At 43.0% G+C, this 17,037-nt stretch carries 18 protein-coding genes; 14 read left to right on the forward strand and 4 right to left on the reverse strand.

The window, feature by feature from the left end; translation table 11 throughout:
* From EIZ58_RS19435 to EIZ58_RS19475, 9 genes are all read left to right on the forward strand, one after another.
* Window positions 1-1,104 (forward strand): NADH-quinone oxidoreductase subunit D, encoded by a 1,104-nt coding sequence (locus EIZ58_RS19435; protein ID WP_134702524.1) that lies wholly within the window; start codon window positions 1-3, stop codon window positions 1,102-1,104.
* Complete coding sequence (gene nuoH / locus EIZ58_RS19440) at window positions 1,104-2,108, forward strand: NADH-quinone oxidoreductase subunit NuoH (protein WP_134702525.1); 1,005 nt, start codon at window positions 1,104-1,106, stop codon at window positions 2,106-2,108. The genes EIZ58_RS19435 and nuoH overlap by 1 nt, the downstream gene beginning before the upstream one ends.
* Window positions 2,109-2,118: 10 nt before the next feature.
* Complete coding sequence (nuoI, locus tag EIZ58_RS19445) at window positions 2,119-2,538, forward strand: NADH-quinone oxidoreductase subunit NuoI (RefSeq protein ID WP_134702526.1); 420 nt, start codon at window positions 2,119-2,121, stop codon at window positions 2,536-2,538.
* A 2-nt stretch (window positions 2,539-2,540) separates the two neighbouring features.
* Window positions 2,541-3,044 carry an NADH-quinone oxidoreductase subunit J gene (locus EIZ58_RS19450; protein WP_134702527.1) on the forward strand — a complete coding sequence of 168 codons (504 nt, stop codon included), beginning with the start codon at window positions 2,541-2,543 and terminating at the stop codon, window positions 3,042-3,044.
* Window positions 3,041-3,352 (forward strand): NADH-quinone oxidoreductase subunit NuoK, encoded by a 312-nt coding sequence (gene nuoK, locus EIZ58_RS19455; RefSeq protein ID WP_134702528.1) that lies wholly within the window; start codon window positions 3,041-3,043, stop codon window positions 3,350-3,352. The genes EIZ58_RS19450 and nuoK overlap by 4 nt, the downstream gene beginning before the upstream one ends.
* A gap of 13 nt (window positions 3,353-3,365) precedes the next feature.
* Entirely contained in the window at window positions 3,366-5,237 is a 1,872-nt protein-coding gene (gene nuoL / locus EIZ58_RS19460; protein WP_134702529.1) for an NADH-quinone oxidoreductase subunit L, read from the forward strand.
* Window positions 5,238-6,761 carry a complex I subunit 4 family protein gene (locus tag EIZ58_RS19465; RefSeq protein WP_134702530.1) on the forward strand — a complete coding sequence of 508 codons (1,524 nt, stop codon included), beginning with the start codon at window positions 5,238-5,240 and terminating at the stop codon, window positions 6,759-6,761. It abuts the gene before it with no gap.
* A gap of 4 nt (window positions 6,762-6,765) precedes the next feature.
* On the forward strand, window positions 6,766-8,286 hold the full coding sequence (gene nuoN / locus EIZ58_RS19470; RefSeq protein ID WP_134702531.1) for an NADH-quinone oxidoreductase subunit NuoN: 1,521 nt from the start codon (window positions 6,766-6,768) through the stop codon (window positions 8,284-8,286).
* A gap of 323 nt (window positions 8,287-8,609) precedes the next feature.
* On the forward strand, window positions 8,610-9,410 hold the full coding sequence (locus EIZ58_RS19475; RefSeq protein WP_134702532.1) for a class I SAM-dependent methyltransferase: 801 nt from the start codon (window positions 8,610-8,612) through the stop codon (window positions 9,408-9,410).
* Between the two features lie 680 nt (window positions 9,411-10,090).
* On the opposite strand, the gene EIZ58_RS19480 is transcribed toward EIZ58_RS19475, so the two are convergent.
* Window positions 10,091-11,857: an ABC transporter ATP-binding protein gene (locus tag EIZ58_RS19480; RefSeq protein ID WP_167577800.1), complete on the reverse strand. Its 1,767-nt coding sequence runs from the start codon at window positions 11,855-11,857 to the stop codon at window positions 10,091-10,093.
* Between the two features lie 149 nt (window positions 11,858-12,006).
* On the opposite strand from EIZ58_RS19480, the gene EIZ58_RS33535 reads away from it, so the two are divergent.
* Window positions 12,007-12,210 (forward strand): hypothetical protein, encoded by a 204-nt coding sequence (locus tag EIZ58_RS33535; RefSeq protein WP_167577801.1) that lies wholly within the window; start codon window positions 12,007-12,009, stop codon window positions 12,208-12,210.
* A gap of 85 nt (window positions 12,211-12,295) precedes the next feature.
* On the opposite strand, the gene EIZ58_RS19485 is transcribed toward EIZ58_RS33535, so the two are convergent.
* Genes EIZ58_RS19485 through EIZ58_RS19495 form a run of 3 tightly spaced genes read right to left on the reverse strand, consistent with a single transcriptional unit; the run spans window position 12,296 to window position 14,459 of the window.
* Window positions 12,296-12,565 (reverse strand): PqqD family protein, encoded by a 270-nt coding sequence (locus EIZ58_RS19485; protein WP_134702534.1) that lies wholly within the window; start codon window positions 12,563-12,565, stop codon window positions 12,296-12,298.
* A complete protein-coding gene (locus EIZ58_RS19490) occupies window positions 12,562-13,344 on the reverse strand; it encodes a hypothetical protein (RefSeq protein WP_134702535.1) in 783 nt (260 codons plus the stop codon). The genes EIZ58_RS19485 and EIZ58_RS19490 overlap by 4 nt, the downstream gene beginning before the upstream one ends.
* 11 nt (window positions 13,345-13,355) lie before the next feature.
* On the reverse strand, window positions 13,356-14,459 hold the full coding sequence (locus EIZ58_RS19495) for a nucleotidyltransferase domain-containing protein (protein WP_134702536.1): 1,104 nt from the start codon (window positions 14,457-14,459) through the stop codon (window positions 13,356-13,358).
* 240 nt (window positions 14,460-14,699) lie between these two features.
* On the opposite strand from EIZ58_RS19495, the gene EIZ58_RS19500 reads away from it, so the two are divergent.
* From EIZ58_RS19500 to EIZ58_RS33540, 4 genes are all read left to right on the forward strand, one after another.
* Window positions 14,700-15,029 (forward strand): XRE family transcriptional regulator, encoded by a 330-nt coding sequence (locus EIZ58_RS19500; RefSeq protein ID WP_134702537.1) that lies wholly within the window; start codon window positions 14,700-14,702, stop codon window positions 15,027-15,029.
* A gap of 213 nt (window positions 15,030-15,242) precedes the next feature.
* The gene (locus EIZ58_RS19505; RefSeq protein WP_167577802.1) at window positions 15,243-16,010 is read left to right on the forward strand and encodes a YveK family protein; all 768 of its coding nucleotides are present in this window, start codon (window positions 15,243-15,245) and stop codon (window positions 16,008-16,010) included.
* A complete protein-coding gene (locus EIZ58_RS19510) occupies window positions 15,949-16,584 on the forward strand; it encodes a CpsD/CapB family tyrosine-protein kinase (RefSeq protein ID WP_240689200.1) in 636 nt (211 codons plus the stop codon). The genes EIZ58_RS19505 and EIZ58_RS19510 overlap by 62 nt, the downstream gene beginning before the upstream one ends.
* 290 nt (window positions 16,585-16,874) lie before the next feature.
* Window positions 16,875-17,030, forward strand: coding sequence for a hypothetical protein (locus tag EIZ58_RS33540; RefSeq protein ID WP_167577803.1), 156 nt, complete (start codon window positions 16,875-16,877; stop codon window positions 17,028-17,030).
* The last annotated feature ends 7 nt before the right edge of the window (window positions 17,031-17,037 follow it).

Raw genomic sequence — 17,037 nt, forward strand, 5'->3', positions numbered from 1 at the left:
ATGACCTTAAGAACAGAAGAAATGACCTTGAACGTCGGGCCTCAGCATCCGAGTACCCACGGGGTATTGCGATTGGTAGTTACACTCGATGGGGAAACCATTAAGCATGTCGATCCGGTGGTTGGATATTTGCATAGAGGGACCGAAAAGCTAGCGGAAGACCTCAACTACACGCAGATTATCCCTTATACGGATCGGATGGACTATTTGGCTGCCATGACGAACAATTATAATCTCGTACACTGTGTGGAAACAGCACTCGGTTTAGAGATTCCGGAAAAAGCAGAATACCTGCGCATCATCGTAATGGAAATGAACCGCATTGCCAGTCACTTGGTGTGGTTCGGAACCTACCTTTTGGACATCGGAGCGATGAGCCCTTTCCTTTATGCCTTCCGTGATCGGGAAGCCATTCTAGGCATGTTTAACGAGCTCTGTGGTGCTAGACTTACCTACAACTATATGCGTGTAGGGGGCTTGAAGTGGGACACCCCTCCAGGCTGGCTGGATAAAGTCAGAGAGTTTGTCCCTTACTTTAGAAAAGAGCTAGAAGGCTATCATAACTTAGTTTCCGGTAACGAGATTTTCCTTAAGCGGGTTATCGGAGTTGGAACGTATAACGCCGAGCAGGCCATTAATTATGGCATGAGCGGGGTAAACCTACGTTGCACCGGCGTGAAGTGGGACATTCGTAAAGATGAGCCGTATTCGATCTATGATCGATTTGACTTTGACGTACCGGTCCTAACCGATGGAGATTGCTATGCTCGTTATCTTCTTCGCATGGAAGAGATGAAGCAATCCTTACGGATCGTCGAACAAGCACTTGCGCAATTCCCGAACGAAGGAGAGATTATGGCAAAAGTACCGCGTGTCATCCGTCCGCCAGCAGGCGAGTGCTATACACGCATTGAAGCTCCTCGTGGAGAACTTGGTACCTATATCTTAAGTGAAGGTAAGGATAAACCGTACCGTTTGAAATTCCGACGCCCGTCGTTCGTAAACCTCTCGATTCTCCCGGAAATTTTAGTAGGAGAGAACATGGCAAACATGATCGCCATCCTAGGTAGCATAGACATTGTTCTAGGGGAGGTTGACGCGTAATGTTGGAGTTTCTGCAACAACCTTTGAACTGGGTAAACGGATCCGTCTTTGTCCTATCTGCTGTAGCGTTATTGGGGATTGTACTAGGATTCGTAACCTATGCGATTTACTTCGAGCGTAAAGTCATTGGTTGGATCCAATTGCGTATTGGACCGAACCGCGTTGGTCCACTTGGACTTTTACAGACCGTAGCCGACGTATTGAAGCTCTTGTTAAAAGAAGACATTATTCCTAAGCTGGCAGATCGTCCGTTGTTCCTGTTGGCTCCACTGATTGCGTTTGTTCCGGCTTTTGCCGTGTTGGCGGTCATTCCGTTTACCGAAACGCTGCATTTCGCGGACCTTGGCATCGGTTTGCTTTACTACATTGCCGTAGCTGGGATCACCACCCTTGGGGTCATTACAGGGGGATGGGCGTCCAATAATAAATACTCATTGATGGGAAGTATGCGTTCAGCTGCTCAGATGATCAGTTATGAAATTCCATTGATCATGTCTTTGGTTGGGGTCATCCTATGGACGGGAAGCTTGAACCTCATTGATATCGTCAATAAGCAAGCGGAGATGGGCGTTTGGTTTATCATCCCACAGTTTATTGGCTTCGTGATCTTCATCATCGCTTCCTTAGCAGAGTTGAACCGTACGCCGTTTGACTTATCTGAAGCTGAGTCGGAGTTGGTTTCCGGTTATATGACGGAGTACTCCGGGTTCCGTTATGCCTTCTTCATGCTGGCAGAGTACGTGTATGTATTTGGAATGGCGAGCTTGACGACCGTCGTCTTCTTGGGCGGATGGTTGCCTCCGTTTGCGTTCTTAGGCTTTATTCCAGGCATCGTCTGGTTTGCTTTGAAATTTGCTACCATTGTATTCTTCCTCTTCTGGTTGCGCGCCACCATGCCGCGTCTGCGTGTGGATCAGTTGATGCAATTTGGCTGGAAGGTGCTTCTGCCGTTAGCGCTGTTGAATATCTTCTTGACCGCTTTGATGAAAGAGTTCTTAAGATAGGGGTGAAAACATGCTAGGTTTTGCCAAAGGGTTGACCTATACGTTGAAGCAGTTAACCCAGAAAAAGGTAACCTCCCGTTATCCCGATGAGCAAGTGATCATGCCGGACCGGTTCCGTGGCATTCAGCATTTCGATCCGGAAAAATGCATCGTCTGCAATCAATGTGCAAGGATTTGTCCGACGAATTGCATCAACTTAACGGGGAAGGCTTCTACCGACCCGAACAAAAAAGGAAAAGTCATCGATACGTACGATATCAACTTTGAAATTTGCATTCTTTGCGACCTCTGTACCGAGGTTTGCCCGACGGAAGCGATCGTCATGACCAATAACTTCGAATTGGCTACGTTCAGCCGTGATGACTTATTTAAAGATTTGAAATGGCTTCATGAGAATAACACCAACGTCAGAAAGGATCAGGGAACGTAAATATGAGCGGTGAATTTATTGCTTTCTTTATCCTGTCCCTTCTGACCATTGGCGGCGCCGTGTTCATGATCAGCTTTACCAAAGTGGTTCATCAGGTTGTGGCATTGGCCTTTACGTTTTTAAGCATCGCAGGGCTGTATGTTTTGCTTGAAGCTGAATTTGTAGCTGTAACGCAAATCTTGGTTTACTCCGGTGCGATTTCCGTGTTAATGCTGTTTGGAATCATGCTGACGAAGCATAACGCCCAAGAGCAAGAAAAACGCGGGAAGTTCAAGTTTTTTGTGTTCCTGATCGTGGCTGGATTTTTCGCTCTCATGTTTACGGGAATCCAGACGATGAACATCCCTGGGGATGTAGCGAACTATTCTGAGACTAATAATGTGAAGGAAATCGGCGTGCTGATGTTTTCCCAGTATGTCATTCCTTTTGAGACGGTATCAGTCTTGCTGCTGGTTGCTCTAGTCGGAGCCATCATCTTGGCTAGAAAGGAGACCGGAGACGAATGAGTGTGCCTTTAGCTTCGTATCTGTTAGTGGCGTTGATTTTGTTTTGTATCGGTCTATTCGGAGCTTTAACGAAACGCAATGCGGTCGTGGTGCTCCTATCCATCGAATTGATGTTAAATGCGGTAAATATCAATCTGGTTGCATTCTCTAAATACGGTGTGATGCCAAATATGACGGGGCAGATCTTTACCCTGTTCAGCATTACCTTAGCGGCGGCAGAAGCGGCCATCGGAGTTGCGATCCTCATTTCCTTATACCGCAACCGCAGTACAGTGAATGTTGACGAAATGGACTTATTAAAAAGATAGAGGGTGAAATCAAATGATGTCTAACGCATGGCTGATTCCTCTCTTTCCCCTCCTGTCCTTTCTTGTCCTGTTGGCTTTCGGTCGTCAGTTAAAGGAAGGTTCAGCCTATGTCGGTATTGTGGCGACGCTGGCTGCGTTCGTAATCTCCGTGGGAGCGTTCTTGGAGCGTTTTGCGACGGGAGCAGAGGATTATAATTTTGCGTTCCAGTGGTTAACACTGGGTGACAAGGCGATTGATATGGGATTCGTCGTGAACCCGCTCAATGCCATGATGCTCGTCATCGTGACCTTTGTCAGTCTACTGGTTCATATTTATTCTAAAGGATATATGCATGGGGATGAGCGCTTCCCTGTTTTCTATTCCTATTTGGCCTTGTTTACCTTTTCTATGTTGGGGCTGGTCATATCCCCGAACTTGTTGCAAGTGTATATTTTCTGGGAATTAGTAGGGGTATGTTCGTTCTTGTTAGTGGGTTTCTACTTCTTCAAGCCGGAAGCTCGCGCAGCCGCAAAAAAAGCCTTTATCGTGACCCGTATCGGGGACGTGGGTTTGTTTATCGGGATTGCGCTCATCTTCTGGTATACCGGAAGCTTTAACTTCGGAGAAATCTTTACCGCGATCGCCAATGGAGCGATGGAATCTTGGCAACTGACCCTGATCGGGATCTTGATCTTTATTGGAGCTGTGGGTAAATCCGGTCAGTTCCCGCTTCACACCTGGTTACCGGATGCGATGGAAGGTCCGACACCGGTATCGGCTTTAATCCACGCCGCTACGATGGTTGCAGCTGGGGTTTACTTAGTCGCTACGATGTTCCCACTCTACTTAGCTTCAGCCGATGCAAGTCTAGTCGTGGCTTATATTGGTGGATTCACCGCGATTTTCGCGGCTTCCATTGGTTTGACACAACGAGACATCAAGCGCGTACTAGCTTACTCTACCGTTAGTCAGCTGGGCTTTATGATGTTAGGTCTTGGAATGGCTTCTGTAGCCGGTTATGTAGCCGGTACGTTCCACTTAATGACACATGCATTTTTTAAAGCGCTGCTGTTCTTGGCTGCAGGAAGTGTGATCCATGCGGTTCATACGCAAGACATCTTTGAAATGGGTGGCTTGTTCAGCAAAATGAAAGTAACCGGAACGGTCTTCTTGATTGGTTGCTTGGCAATTGCCGGGATCTTCCCGTTCGCAGGATACTGGTCGAAAGAAGAGATTTTGGGTGCGGTATACAATGAAGGACATTATGGATTGTTTGCCATCGCGTTAACGGCGGCCTTCTTTACGGCTTTCTATATGTTCCGCTTGTTCTTTGTGACCTTTACGGGAAAAGCCCAAAACAACCATGCTCACGAATCTCCTGCGGTGATGACGATCCCGATGATTTTACTCGCGGTCTTAGCGGTAGTCGCAGGTTGGATCAACACCCCTGGAAACCCCGTGTTAGGTCACTGGTTAACCGAAGGCATGGCAGGGGCAGGCGAAGCGCACCATGCGCCAGGCTGGTTAGCGATTGTAGCCACACTGGTTTCGTTACTTGGGATTGGACTGGCGTACTTGATGTACATGAAGAGATCCGTTTCCCAAGATGTAGTGGCAAATCCACTACCTTGGTTGTATCAGTTGTCTTACCGAAAGTATTTTATCGATGAGTTATATGACGCGGTTATTGTTCGTCCCCTTCGTATCATCGGATCGTTCTTAACGATGGTTGATGTGTACATTGTGGATGGTCTGGTCCGTCTGGTCGGCGCCTTTACGAAGGAGCTTGGACACGCCGGTGCCCGCGTACAAAACGGTCAGATTCAAACCTATGGAGCCGTTGCTTTCCTAGCGATTGTGCTTTTGGTACTGGGTATGACGTTCGTTAGGGGGTATTTAGGTTAGATGGATACCATGTTGCTTACACTGATTACCTTTTCTCCATTGCTTGGTTTAGTCTTGCTGGCCTTTATCCCGCGTACGCAAGCCGGTACGATTAAATTGATTGGGATCTTGTCCACGGTCCTACCGTTGCTCTTAACCTTTGTAATGTATGCCGGGTTTGACTTTAACCTCGCGGCGTTGCAATTTCATGAGCAGATCAGATGGTTTGCGATTCCAGCCGATCAAGTGGAATTTCCCATTTATTATGAGATGGGCGTAGACGGCTTATCCATGCCATTAGTTATGCTTGCGGCCCTGATCGGGTTTTTCGCATCCGTAGCTGGAGCGATCTTTATCAAGAAGCGCTGGAAAGAGTTTTACATCTTGTTCTTGATCATGCTGATCGGAATGATCGGTGTGTTCACATCGCAAAACTTGTTTTTGTTCTTTATCTTCTTCGAGTTCACCTTGATTCCAATGTTCTTCATTATGGGGATCTGGGGCTACGTGGAAAGAGAAAAAGCAGCCTTCAAGTTCTTGCTTTACAACGGGGTTGGATCGGCGATCATGCTGATCGTGTTCGTAGCTTTGTTCATGAATGTATGGACCTTAAGCTTTAAAGAAATTGCCGATGCGTTGACGAATCCTATGTCTCCCTACAACATCCAGGAGGCCCCGGGTTACATCGACGAAACCTTACGCTATGGCTTGTTCTTGGCGTTGTTGATAGCTTTTGCCATCAAAATGCCGATTGCTCCGCTTCATACGTGGATGGTTAAAGCGTACCAAGAGTCTCCTGCTCCTGCAGTGCTTGTATCCTCAGGGGTGTTAATCAAGATTGGGGCTTACGGATTGATCCGCTTTAACATCGGGTTCTTCCCGGAAGTGGCCATGGATATGGCACAAGTGTTGGCTGTGCTTGGTTTGATCAACATTATTTATGGAGCGTTGCTCGCTCTGGTACAAAAAAGCCTCAAGATGGTCTTGGCTTACTCTAGCTTAAGCCATATGGGGATTGTGTTACTAGGTTTGGCTTCGATGAACGCGGTTGGATTCCAGGGAGCAATCTTCCAAATGGTATCCCACGGTTTAGTCGCCGCGCTGATGTTCTTTATCGTGAGTATGATTTTCGAGCGTACCTCCACAGCGGAACTGGAGGACCTAGGTGGCTTGGCCAAATCCATGCCGTTCGTAGCGGGCATGTTTTTAGCGGCAGCGATGGCTTCTGCAGGACTACCAGGAATGTCCGGCTTTATCAGTGAATTTATGGCCTTCCTTGGGTTATTCCGTGAAATGCCGATTCATGCGGCCATCGGAACGCTAGGAATTATCTTGACGGCTGTTTACTTGCTTCGTGCCGTTCTAGGTACCACTTACGGACCAACGCCTGAGCGCTGGGCTAGCTTAAGTGATGCTCGTCCATTGGAAGTTCTTCCGATGGTGATCATTTTAGGATTTATCTTGCTGATCGGTGTCTATCCGTCCGTACTGAGTGATCCGATGCAAGCAACCTTACACAACATTGTTCCTAGGATAGGAGGGTGAGCCGATGGAAAGCAGATGGGGTCCTTTAGCCCAATATGATTGGTCGGTCATGGCACCCGAATTCACCATCCTTGGAGTGCTCACCTTGATCTCGATCATAGATCTTTTTGCACCGAAGACCATGGATCGCCGTTACCTCGCTTGGTTCGGAATCCTTGGTAGCGTCATCGCTGGATGGTTTGTTTTCCAAAACGTAGGGATCGGCGTCGTCGAAATCTTAGGCGGTTCCTACCGAGTGGACGCCTACGGAAATGTCTTTAAACTCATTTTCCTCGGCGGTACCATTCTGACTCTGTTAATGTCGATCTCGTACTTAGATCGAAAAGATGAAGTCGCCTATCATGGCGAATTCTATTACTTGATCCTCGCAGGATTACTGGGTGCGATGATCATGTCGTCTTCCGCAGATTTGATCACGTTAATTGTAGGTTTAGAGCTTCTCTCGATTTCTTCTTATATTCTAGTAGGAACCCGAAAGAAAAACCTTCAAACCAACGAATCTGCCTTTAAATACGTGGTAAGCGGTAGTATTGCCTTTGCCACAACGATGTATGGAATCAGCTTCCTGTACGGCTTAACCGGTACCACCAACATCTTCTTGATGGGGGAATACCTAGGTGAAGCTTACGCAGCAGGCAACCAGTTTATTATCTACTTGGCGTTCTTCTTGTTGGTCGTTGGTTTAAGCTTCAAGGTCGCCACGGTTCCTTACCATATGTGGGCACCGGATGTGTATCAAGGAGCACCGACACCGATTACAGCTTTCTTATCCGTCGTTTCGAAAGCAGCTGGTGTTGCGTTAATCATTCGCGTATTGATCACCGTGTTCCGCAACGTAGTAGATTACGATAATGCCTTAGGACCGAAGTCCGTACTCATCGATGAAATCACGTTTGTAATCGGAGTGCTAGCCGCGATCTCCATGATCGTTGGAAATACCTTAGCCTTACGTCAAACCAACGTTAAGCGCATGATGGCTTACTCATCCATCGCACAAGCGGGGTATATCTTCGTACCGTTTGCTACGATTACATCGTTAGTATTTGAACAAACCGTGTTCTACTTATTCGCTTATCTACTGATGACCATGGGAGCCTTCGCCATCATCCAGATCGTAACGCGTGACCGTGAAAGCGACGATATCGTCAGCTTTGCTGGACTCTATCATCGCAGTCCATGGACGGCACTTGCTATGACGATCTTCCTGCTTTCACTTGCAGGAATTCCAATCACCGCCGGCTTCTTCGGTAAGTTCTATATCTTTATGAGCGCCCTCGTAGTGGGTAAGTACTGGTTAGCAGGCATTATGGTAGCAACCAGCGTCATTTCTTACTACTACTATTTCGGGATCATCAGACAGATGTATATGCGTCCAGGCGCAACGGAAACGTCACTGCGTATTCCAGCTCCGCTAGCGATTATCATCGTGGTGGCGTTTGTGGGTACAGTGGGAGTAGGTTTGGTACCTGATACACTAATGAACTTTATCCATGTGAACTTCCCGTTCATTGAGATGATTCAGTAAGAGGTAAGATAGGATAGGTGTGTAGAAGAAGAGAGGAAAGAGAAACCCCCTTTCAAGCGAAGTGCTTGGGAGGGGGTTTTGTGTTAATTGATAAGTTTTAATATAAATATCCTTTAATGTGCGTTATAATGAACATAATAGTTCTTTAAAATGACGAAAAGGGGTAGAAAGAAGCCATATTTTCATTTTAAGCCAGTATGGATTTAGCCATAATTGGCATTCGAGTATTTAAGGAGGTGGGAACAAAGTCTTGGTTTATTAAGGTTTGGAATAGGCCTAGGAGGCAGATTTTTAAATGGTAGAGGAAGAAGGAATGGCTAAATATGAATGTTAAAATTGGTCTCCAATTAATCGGAGTTGCTAAGAAAAGATATAGGAAGCAACGCTCGTCCCAAAATCCTATTATTAAAATTATAATTCCTGTTTTGGATTTTTTATGGAAGTCGATCACATTTGTAAAACGTATATGTATTGATGAGAATTTTCGTTCTATATTCCGAATGCAGTTATTAAACTCCAAAAACGTTCATCAGACTACATCGCTTACTTATATGGATCGATATCCTGACATTTTTTCGGCATGTCGTGAATACTTCAAGGACAAACAAGATTTAAAGATACTTTCTTATGGTTGCTCCACAGGTGAGGAAGTGATAACCCTTCGTAAGTACTTTCCTCATGCACATATCGTAGGTGCTGAAATTAATAAAACGAGCCTTGCAAAGTGTAGACAACTTCCAGTAGATGATAAAATTACATTTATATACTCAAAAGATCATGAAATCAGTAAGTATGGACCTTATGATGCTATTTTCTGCATGGCCGTTTTGCAACGAAAGCCGCATTACATCGAACAAAAAGGAATTTCAAGTCTCAAGGATATCTATCCGTTTGAAAAGTTCGAACAGCAAATAATGAAGCTTGATGAGTACACTAAGCTGAAAGGATTACTGGTCGTGCACTTTACACAATACTCGCTTAGAGACACCATGGTGTGCTCAAAATATGAAGCCTTAGGTGATTATAATCAGAATGATTACTTATCACCTGTATTTGACAAAAATAGCGAGATAATCATTAGTCCACCGCCTCAGAGCTCAATTTTTATAAAAGTAAATAACTGATCCTAACAAGAACAGGATAGATTATACGTAGGTATATATCTATCCTATAATTTATTCGTTTGGTATTGCGTCCGATCTTAATACAAAGCTCATCAATGGATAAATGCATTCCCCCCATACCACATATACGTGTACAGTAAATGTGACCTCTAAACCAACGTGTGCCGTGGTTTGTAATTGTTATATTCGCCGCGATTGCTTCCTCTATTTTTGATCCATTTACAGTCAATGTTGCACCATAATAAATAATAGCTACTACATGAGATTTGATGTCATTGGCAAGATCTGTATAGATACAGTATTAGACCAAGTTGATACCCCACTATTTTTGAATGCAGTAACACTGCGTTCTTGAAAATCTTTAATGCCATTATGATCCCTCCTCCTTTAATTTTTGGCAAGAAAAAAGCGCCCATAAAGGACGCTGAAATATCAATGGAGTACTAACCATCGTGTGCATATTCCTTGTTTTTCACCATGTACCCACTCAACACACTCTTTTTTGCTACTTATATAAGTTTCAAATGTAATCCTTTGATGATTTAGGATCGTAGGCTTCTCGTATTTATCTTTCATAACATCCCTCTTTAAAAAGATCTCATTTTGTTCCTACTATAAGAACTAATACTGTTCCGTCTTAACGAATCATTTAAAAGTGTTTATTTTTAAAAAGAGATTAGTTAAACCTGAGAAATACTTCGGAATTGAAGACGATACATCCTAGAGTACGGATTGTCCTCCATGACCAAAGATTGATGAGTGCCTTGAGCAACAAGTTTTCCTTTATCCATGACTAAGATCCAGTCGGCTTCTTGAATTGTGGACAATCGGTGGGCAATGACTATGGTGGTACGTCCTTTCATAAGAGATTTAAGAGATTCTTGGACAGCATACTCATTTTCGTTGTCCAAGGATGATGTCGCTTCATCGAGGAGAAGCAAGGGTGATTTTTTAAGGATAGCCCGAGCGATGGAGATCCGCTGCTTCTGCCCTCCAGAGAGGTTTACTCCTCTCTCACCAATCTCAGCAGCATATTGATCCGGCAATGACATAATGAAATCATGAATTTGTGCTTCCTTTGCAGCCTTAATGAGTTCAAACTCCGTAGCTTCTGGATATCCGTGCAACAAGTTTTCACGTATCGTTCCATCGAACAGATAGGTTTCTTGCGGAACATAGGAAATGAGGCTCCTCAGTTCGGTTGGATCCAACTGATCAATAGGTTGATTATTATACAAGATGGTTCCTTCACTGGAACGATATAGGCCAAGAAGCAATTTTAGCAGCGTGCTCTTGCCTGCTCCGCTAGGGCCTACGATAGCGATCACTTTGCCCGCTGGTATGAAAAGATTTAATTTCTCAATGGCATGAAACGTTCCTTCATAGGTGAAGGAGAGATTCTTCGTCTCCACGGATAATGAAGGAAGAATCGAGCGCGAGGGTATCGGCATGTTTTTCCACTCAGGAGGAGAGCACATGATCTCCCAAACTCTTTCGAATGCGGCTACTGAACGTTGGAATTGACTCCAGCTGCTCGCCATTCCTGTAAAGGGATAGACAAGATATTGCATAAGCGTAAGAAACGCTAGTAGAGACCCAATGGATAATGCGCCTGTAGCGACAAGATAGCTTCCAAAGCCAAGATTAATAAAGTAGGCGATCATGCCAACAGCAGCTGTTCCAGCTTGCATGATTCCAAAAAGCTTTGTATCCTTCATCTCGAGACTTAATAGTTCATTACTATAGTTTGAATATTTTTTGTGCATCAAGCGTTCAAGAGCAAAGGAACGGATAACAGTATATCCTCCAAAAACATCATTGAGGAAGCTATTGACCTTTGCATAATTTTCGTGCATGAGCTTATTGTTTTTCTTCATTATTAGGCCAAACGCTGCCCCTGAGACAAGCAGGATTGGAGCAACACAAAGCGTGGCTAGAGTTAGCTTCCAATTCATCGAGGCAAGATAAACAAAGACTGCCATTGTCATGAAGGGAAAGCGAATCAGATCCATGAGATTGACGCCAATGAGTCCAGCGGTACTATTAATATCGTTGGTTAAACGAGATAATAGCTCCCCCGAGTGGTATTTCATGATTTGACTGGAGGGAGTACGAAGGGTCCTGTCAAATAACGCTATCTTTAGATCTTTTCGCACCCCATTGATAGCATAGGCAGAGACGTATGTTCGAACAAAAGTGAACAGACTGACTAACAACAGAATGAACAAGCCCAGCATTAAGAAATCTTTAAGCAACTGGAACTCTCTATCAATGGCAGCGTCAGTGACATTTTTTAGCAACCAAGCCATCAGAAATGTTATAAATATATCGATAAAAAGAAATAACATTAAGCTTAAATAAGTTTTCCAGTAGGGTTTAATATAGGGTAATAGTTTAGATACCGGATAATAGAAATTGGAAAATAAGTAGTTTTTCCATCTGCTCATCTTACCTACTCCTTCCTCCAAAAGAATCTTTTGCAATAGATAGGAAGAAGGGGAAACTGAGAAATGAGCCATCCCCAAAAGCGTACGGGCCATCCATCTGCATAAAGATGAAGTTGCTTTTTTTTGATGACTATCAATCTGCCAATTAATTGGTTGTTAGTGATGGGAGTATCAGTCACGTAATTGGTATCGCCTTTGCAAATGTAATATTCAATCCCGTCATGAATGTGATTATGAGAAAAACGATGACCGATCAGTTGGCCATCGGACGAGCAAAACAGGAGGATGTCCTTGTGGGTGAAGCCTTCTTCCTTTATCGGTTCGAACCTGCAGATATCTCCATCTGTGATTAATGGATACATACTTGTACCCGATGCAGGGATTTCAATCCACCCATTCTTATTTAGTAAATATTTAATAGAGGTAACGGTTACTAATTTAGTTGCTTTCATGAATTAATAGTCCAATGTTTTCTAATTGCTCTATAAAGCTTAGAACATCCGATTTTACAGTAAGAGGGTCGGCATCATAGTGGCTGGTAATGAGATGCTCAATTTCATCTAAGCTTTTTCTTTCTTTAATTCTGGTGAGAATAAAAGCGCCGACCTCATTCACTTTTGTGATGGTATAGTGTTCGGTGTCCATGATAATCCAATCATCGTCCATCTCAATGATCTCAAGATTCGAACATATATAGGCAATTTTCACGATATCAGCTCCCAGAATGAATTGTTTTTTTGAAAATCCATGCGGTACACAGGCACCTTTTCTACAAGCAATTTGCACAGGTGAAAGAGCTTCATCGTTTCCGATGAATCATGGGACCAATAGAAGATCTTATCCATGATGTTGAGCAGAGCATCAGATCGGGATAAGAGAGTGGTTTTCACATCCAAGGACTGATGAAGCAAATAAACACCTGATAAAGGACAAGAAGGGGAGAAATGTGGAGTCTTCAGCTCACTGCGAAAGGGTGAATCGAACACTGTAATCCCACTTTCCGTTATCTTCACAAGAGTAGCTTCATCCGAAAGCAAAGGTCTTGGAGCAGATAGTCTTGCTACTGTTGACTTGCCTGCTCCGGACGGGCCAGCAAAAAGAAATGCTTTACCTTGATGATCGACACAGGAAGAATGAACGAGAAGACCCCAGCGATGGTAAACAATAAAAGCGCTGTATACATTATTTAGGGCATGCTTTAATGCCAAGTCATCATAGGCGTGAATCTCCGCTTGCCGATAATCTAAATTAACTTTAAGCAGATAGTCTGCCCGGCGATAGATAATGTGTTTTGCAGTGTTAGATATCTTAACCTGATAATCGACGAAAGGTGATCCGTACCCCTCATGAATCTGGAGGGTAAGGTCGACGCTAGGGGAGGGTGATTCGTTGATTTGAAATTGTTCTTTAAGCCATGAGGTGAATCGTCCAGAAAAAGATTGAATGGAGACAAGATGTTCCCCAATGATTGTGTACGATGTTTTCATCTTATGCACTCCTATCTCATCAGTTTTAATAAACTAGAGCATCTTTTAAAATGAAGTCTGATATATTCCCAAAAAAGAGGGTTGTTTTGGCTAAGGGTCCCGAGCTCCATGCCTATCTCCGTTCGGGAGGGAAAGAGCCAGCGGGAAAGAGCATTCAGAGTATGCTTATAGTTGTCAAAATCCAGTAGTTCAAACTGAAGGATGTTTCTATATTGATTTAAGGTACTAACATTACTGTTTCTTATGGCAGCATAGTCCCATCTGAGTGAGGATGGTTTTTTAAAGGGAAGACGCTTGGCCTCTTCTAATTCAGGGAACCAGTGGTAGATAATCGACAAAGTTCTAATGATGCGCTTAGAGGTTTGATGCCTCTTGGCATCCGAAAGAAGAAGGCCGAGATCTATATCATGCTCTTTAGCTTCAAGGATCTGAATAATATCCAAAAAGTATTTTAAAGAGTTAAGATGATGCTTCCACCCATGTAAACAAATCATATAAAAAGTATGGTATGTAGATAATCTTTTAACGTAACTTAGATTCTCGTAGGGAGTAGCCGTTTCCCAAAACTCCTCAATCAAAAGGTTAGATGTGTTCTCCTTAAGCAAATCCCAATGCAGTTCAACCGTTAGAGGATAGGGACTGTGGGGTAATGGTTTTGAGAAGCTATGATGAAAATGTGAGGGTATGGGTTCTTCTTCAAATGTGAAACCGAGTGATTTTACAATTTGGGACGCTTGCTTGAACTGTTTTTCTTTAACCAAAAGATCAATATCTGAGGTGTATCTAGCCCCTATATGGCCGAAATACTGTTCCGCAAAATCAACTCCCTTTAAAGGGATTACAGGGATGGAAGCTTTTTCGAATTGTTCAAATAGCTTGTTCATCTGATTCTTTATGAAAATATTTTGATATAAGGCTATATCAGAACGATCCTTTAAATATTTTTGCAAAAATTGAGGAACTTGTTCAAGTTGCCTGTTGTTCTTTAGTAAATAATAGATCTGAGGAGCTAATGAAAAGTATTCAATGTCCTGCATAACAGTCTCATAATAAGAGGAATCCTCAGAAAGCGGAAATTCTGTATGATACATGCAGCGGAGAAAATGGATAATCAAGATTGGAAGCTCCTTTCATCAGTTTGTGTTCATTATAAAGAACGAAAGTGAGAATGTAAAGACAAAATTGCAGATGAGTAATTCTTCGTTTGACAAAATATTGACATGTTCTTTATACAGAACTAAAATGGAAAGTAACGTTTTCATTTACCTGGATCTCGTGCATGTTAAAGGGTTAGGTTAACTGCACTTTTAATATTGTTATTTAATATAATAAAAAGAATAGTGTAGGTGAACTGGATGATCGGACAACGAATTAAAAAGCTTCGACAAAAGAAAGGATATTCCATTACAGAACTGGCTGACCTAGCACATGTCTCTAAGTCCTATCTCAGCTATATCGAACGTGATTTACAAAAAAATCCATCCCTGCAATTTCTATCAAAACTAACTATCCCGCTGGAAACATCTATAGAATATTTATTAGGGAATGGGAAAAAGGACGAGAAGATCGATGAGGAATGGAGAACGCTGATTGAAAATGGTATAGAGGAAGGAATGAGTAAAGAGGACTTTCTCCAGTTTAGGGAATTTGTCCGATTTCAAAAGTGGAAGGGAAATAGGAGTTAAGGACGTTATTTAGAACAAGGAAATAGGCTTTTTGAACTACCTTTAACTTAATTTTAACAAAAACTACATTGACATGTTCAATATAAAGAACTAAAATGTTAGTAGAACAGTACAAATGTATAGCTAAAAATAGTAAAGGGATCTTGTTTTAGTTCTTTGTTCTATATAATGAACTTGTGTAATAAGAATAATGGAGAGATATTTGGAGGGCGTATGGAAAAGGAAATAAGAATAGCTGATTTTTTTACAGTCATTAAAAGGCGTCTTTGGGTCATTGTCTTGGCTTCCGTACTGGCTGCTGCTTCAAGTGGAGCATATAGTAGCTATTCGGCCGCTTCATGGACTCCATTATATCAATCCTCTGCAAGAATACTAGTCAATTTCCATCCTGATATCTTTAAAACATTAAGCGTAATTGTCAAGGATCCAGCAGTGCTGGATAAGGTTTCCGAACAGCTGCAACTGGGCAAATCAGCAAGTGCCTTAAGTCAACAGATCTTCTTTCGAGTAGAAAATGAGTCTCAAATTGTGAGAATTACAGCTGAAGACCCTAACCCAGAAATCGCAGCGCAAATTGCTAATACAACGGCAGCCGTCTTTACACGGGAAATAGGCTCTATCCTAGGCATCTATGATACAAAGCTCATATCGGAGGCCAAAGCGGATCAGAATCCACTTCCCACCAATTCCGAACCGAGCAGTAAAATTCTATTAGGAATCGCTGTTGGACTCGTTTTGGGTATAGGCATTGTATTACTACTTGATAGCTTAGATCAAACGCTAAGAACAGAACATGAGGTAGAAAAGATTATGGATCTTCCTGTACTGGGTGCAGTTTCAAAGATGAATAGAAAGAACATAGCACAAAAGATGCTTAAAAGAAGTTCCAAAAATACATTAGCGAAAGGGGGAGGAGGCGTTGCTTTTAAAAATCAAAAAGCACCTGATAAGCTACAGCAGTCCGCACTCCCAGATCGCTGAGCAGTATCGTATGATTCGCACTAATCTAGAATTTGTCTCAATGGATGAAAAGGAAAAAATCATTGTCATTACCTCACCCAACTCAGGCGATGGGAAAACTACCACCGTCTCAAACTTAGCCATCTCGATGGCACAAAAGGGAGAACGTGTCCTCCTTGTTGATGCAGACCTAAGAAATCCAGCTTTGCATAAAATGTTTGATCTCCATAATGAGGTTGGATTAACGACATTACTTACTCAGTTTATAGAAATAGAAGATGCTGCCCAACCTACAGATATAGATCAGCTAAAGGTTTTGACAAGTGGTCCGTATCAACCCAACCCGACGGAGCTTCTTGGTTCGAACGAGATGAAAAGGTGGATGAACTCTGCCCGCAAGCAATTTGACCGGATTTTATTTGATACCTCATCGGTTCTTGATGTAACCGATGCACGAGTTGTCGCCAACCAAAGCGATGGTGCGATCCTGGTTATTCGTAGCGGGAAGACCGATATTTTTAGGGCTCTAGAAGCGAAGAGATTATTAGATTTAGCAAGAGTAAAGGTAAAAGGCGTCATTCTGAATCAGAAGTAATTGCTAAGAGGCTTGGTTTATCTCTTCGTTCATTATTAAGAACAAAATACAGACTAATCATGAGAATTTGTGATTTGGCAATGTCTCCTTGCCATTATCGATGGAGGCACTCGGCCATGCTGTGGGTTGTGAACCAACCTTAGCGCCAGTCGTCAGGGGTGTGGTGTGAGGAAGGGTTAGATGCCCTAATTATTCATTAAAGTTCTTTACTATACGGCTTATGGGATATGGATGCCGTATAGTAAAGAACTTTAGTCTTTCTATTTATTGAAAAAGGAGCTGTATGAAATATGAAAGAGCTGGATCATTATCCAAAGTCCATAATCAAGGCTGTTCGTTACATTAAACAAGATGCACCGAAAGAGCAGCTTGAAGAAATAAAAAAAGTTATCGAGAATGCCATTAAGCGAAGAGCCTTAGCACTTGAGAATATATCACATAACTGAAAAATGA

The organism is Ammoniphilus sp. YIM 78166 (assembly GCF_004522215.1).
Taxonomy (GTDB): Bacteria; Bacillota; Bacilli; order Aneurinibacillales; family RAOX-1; genus YIM-78166.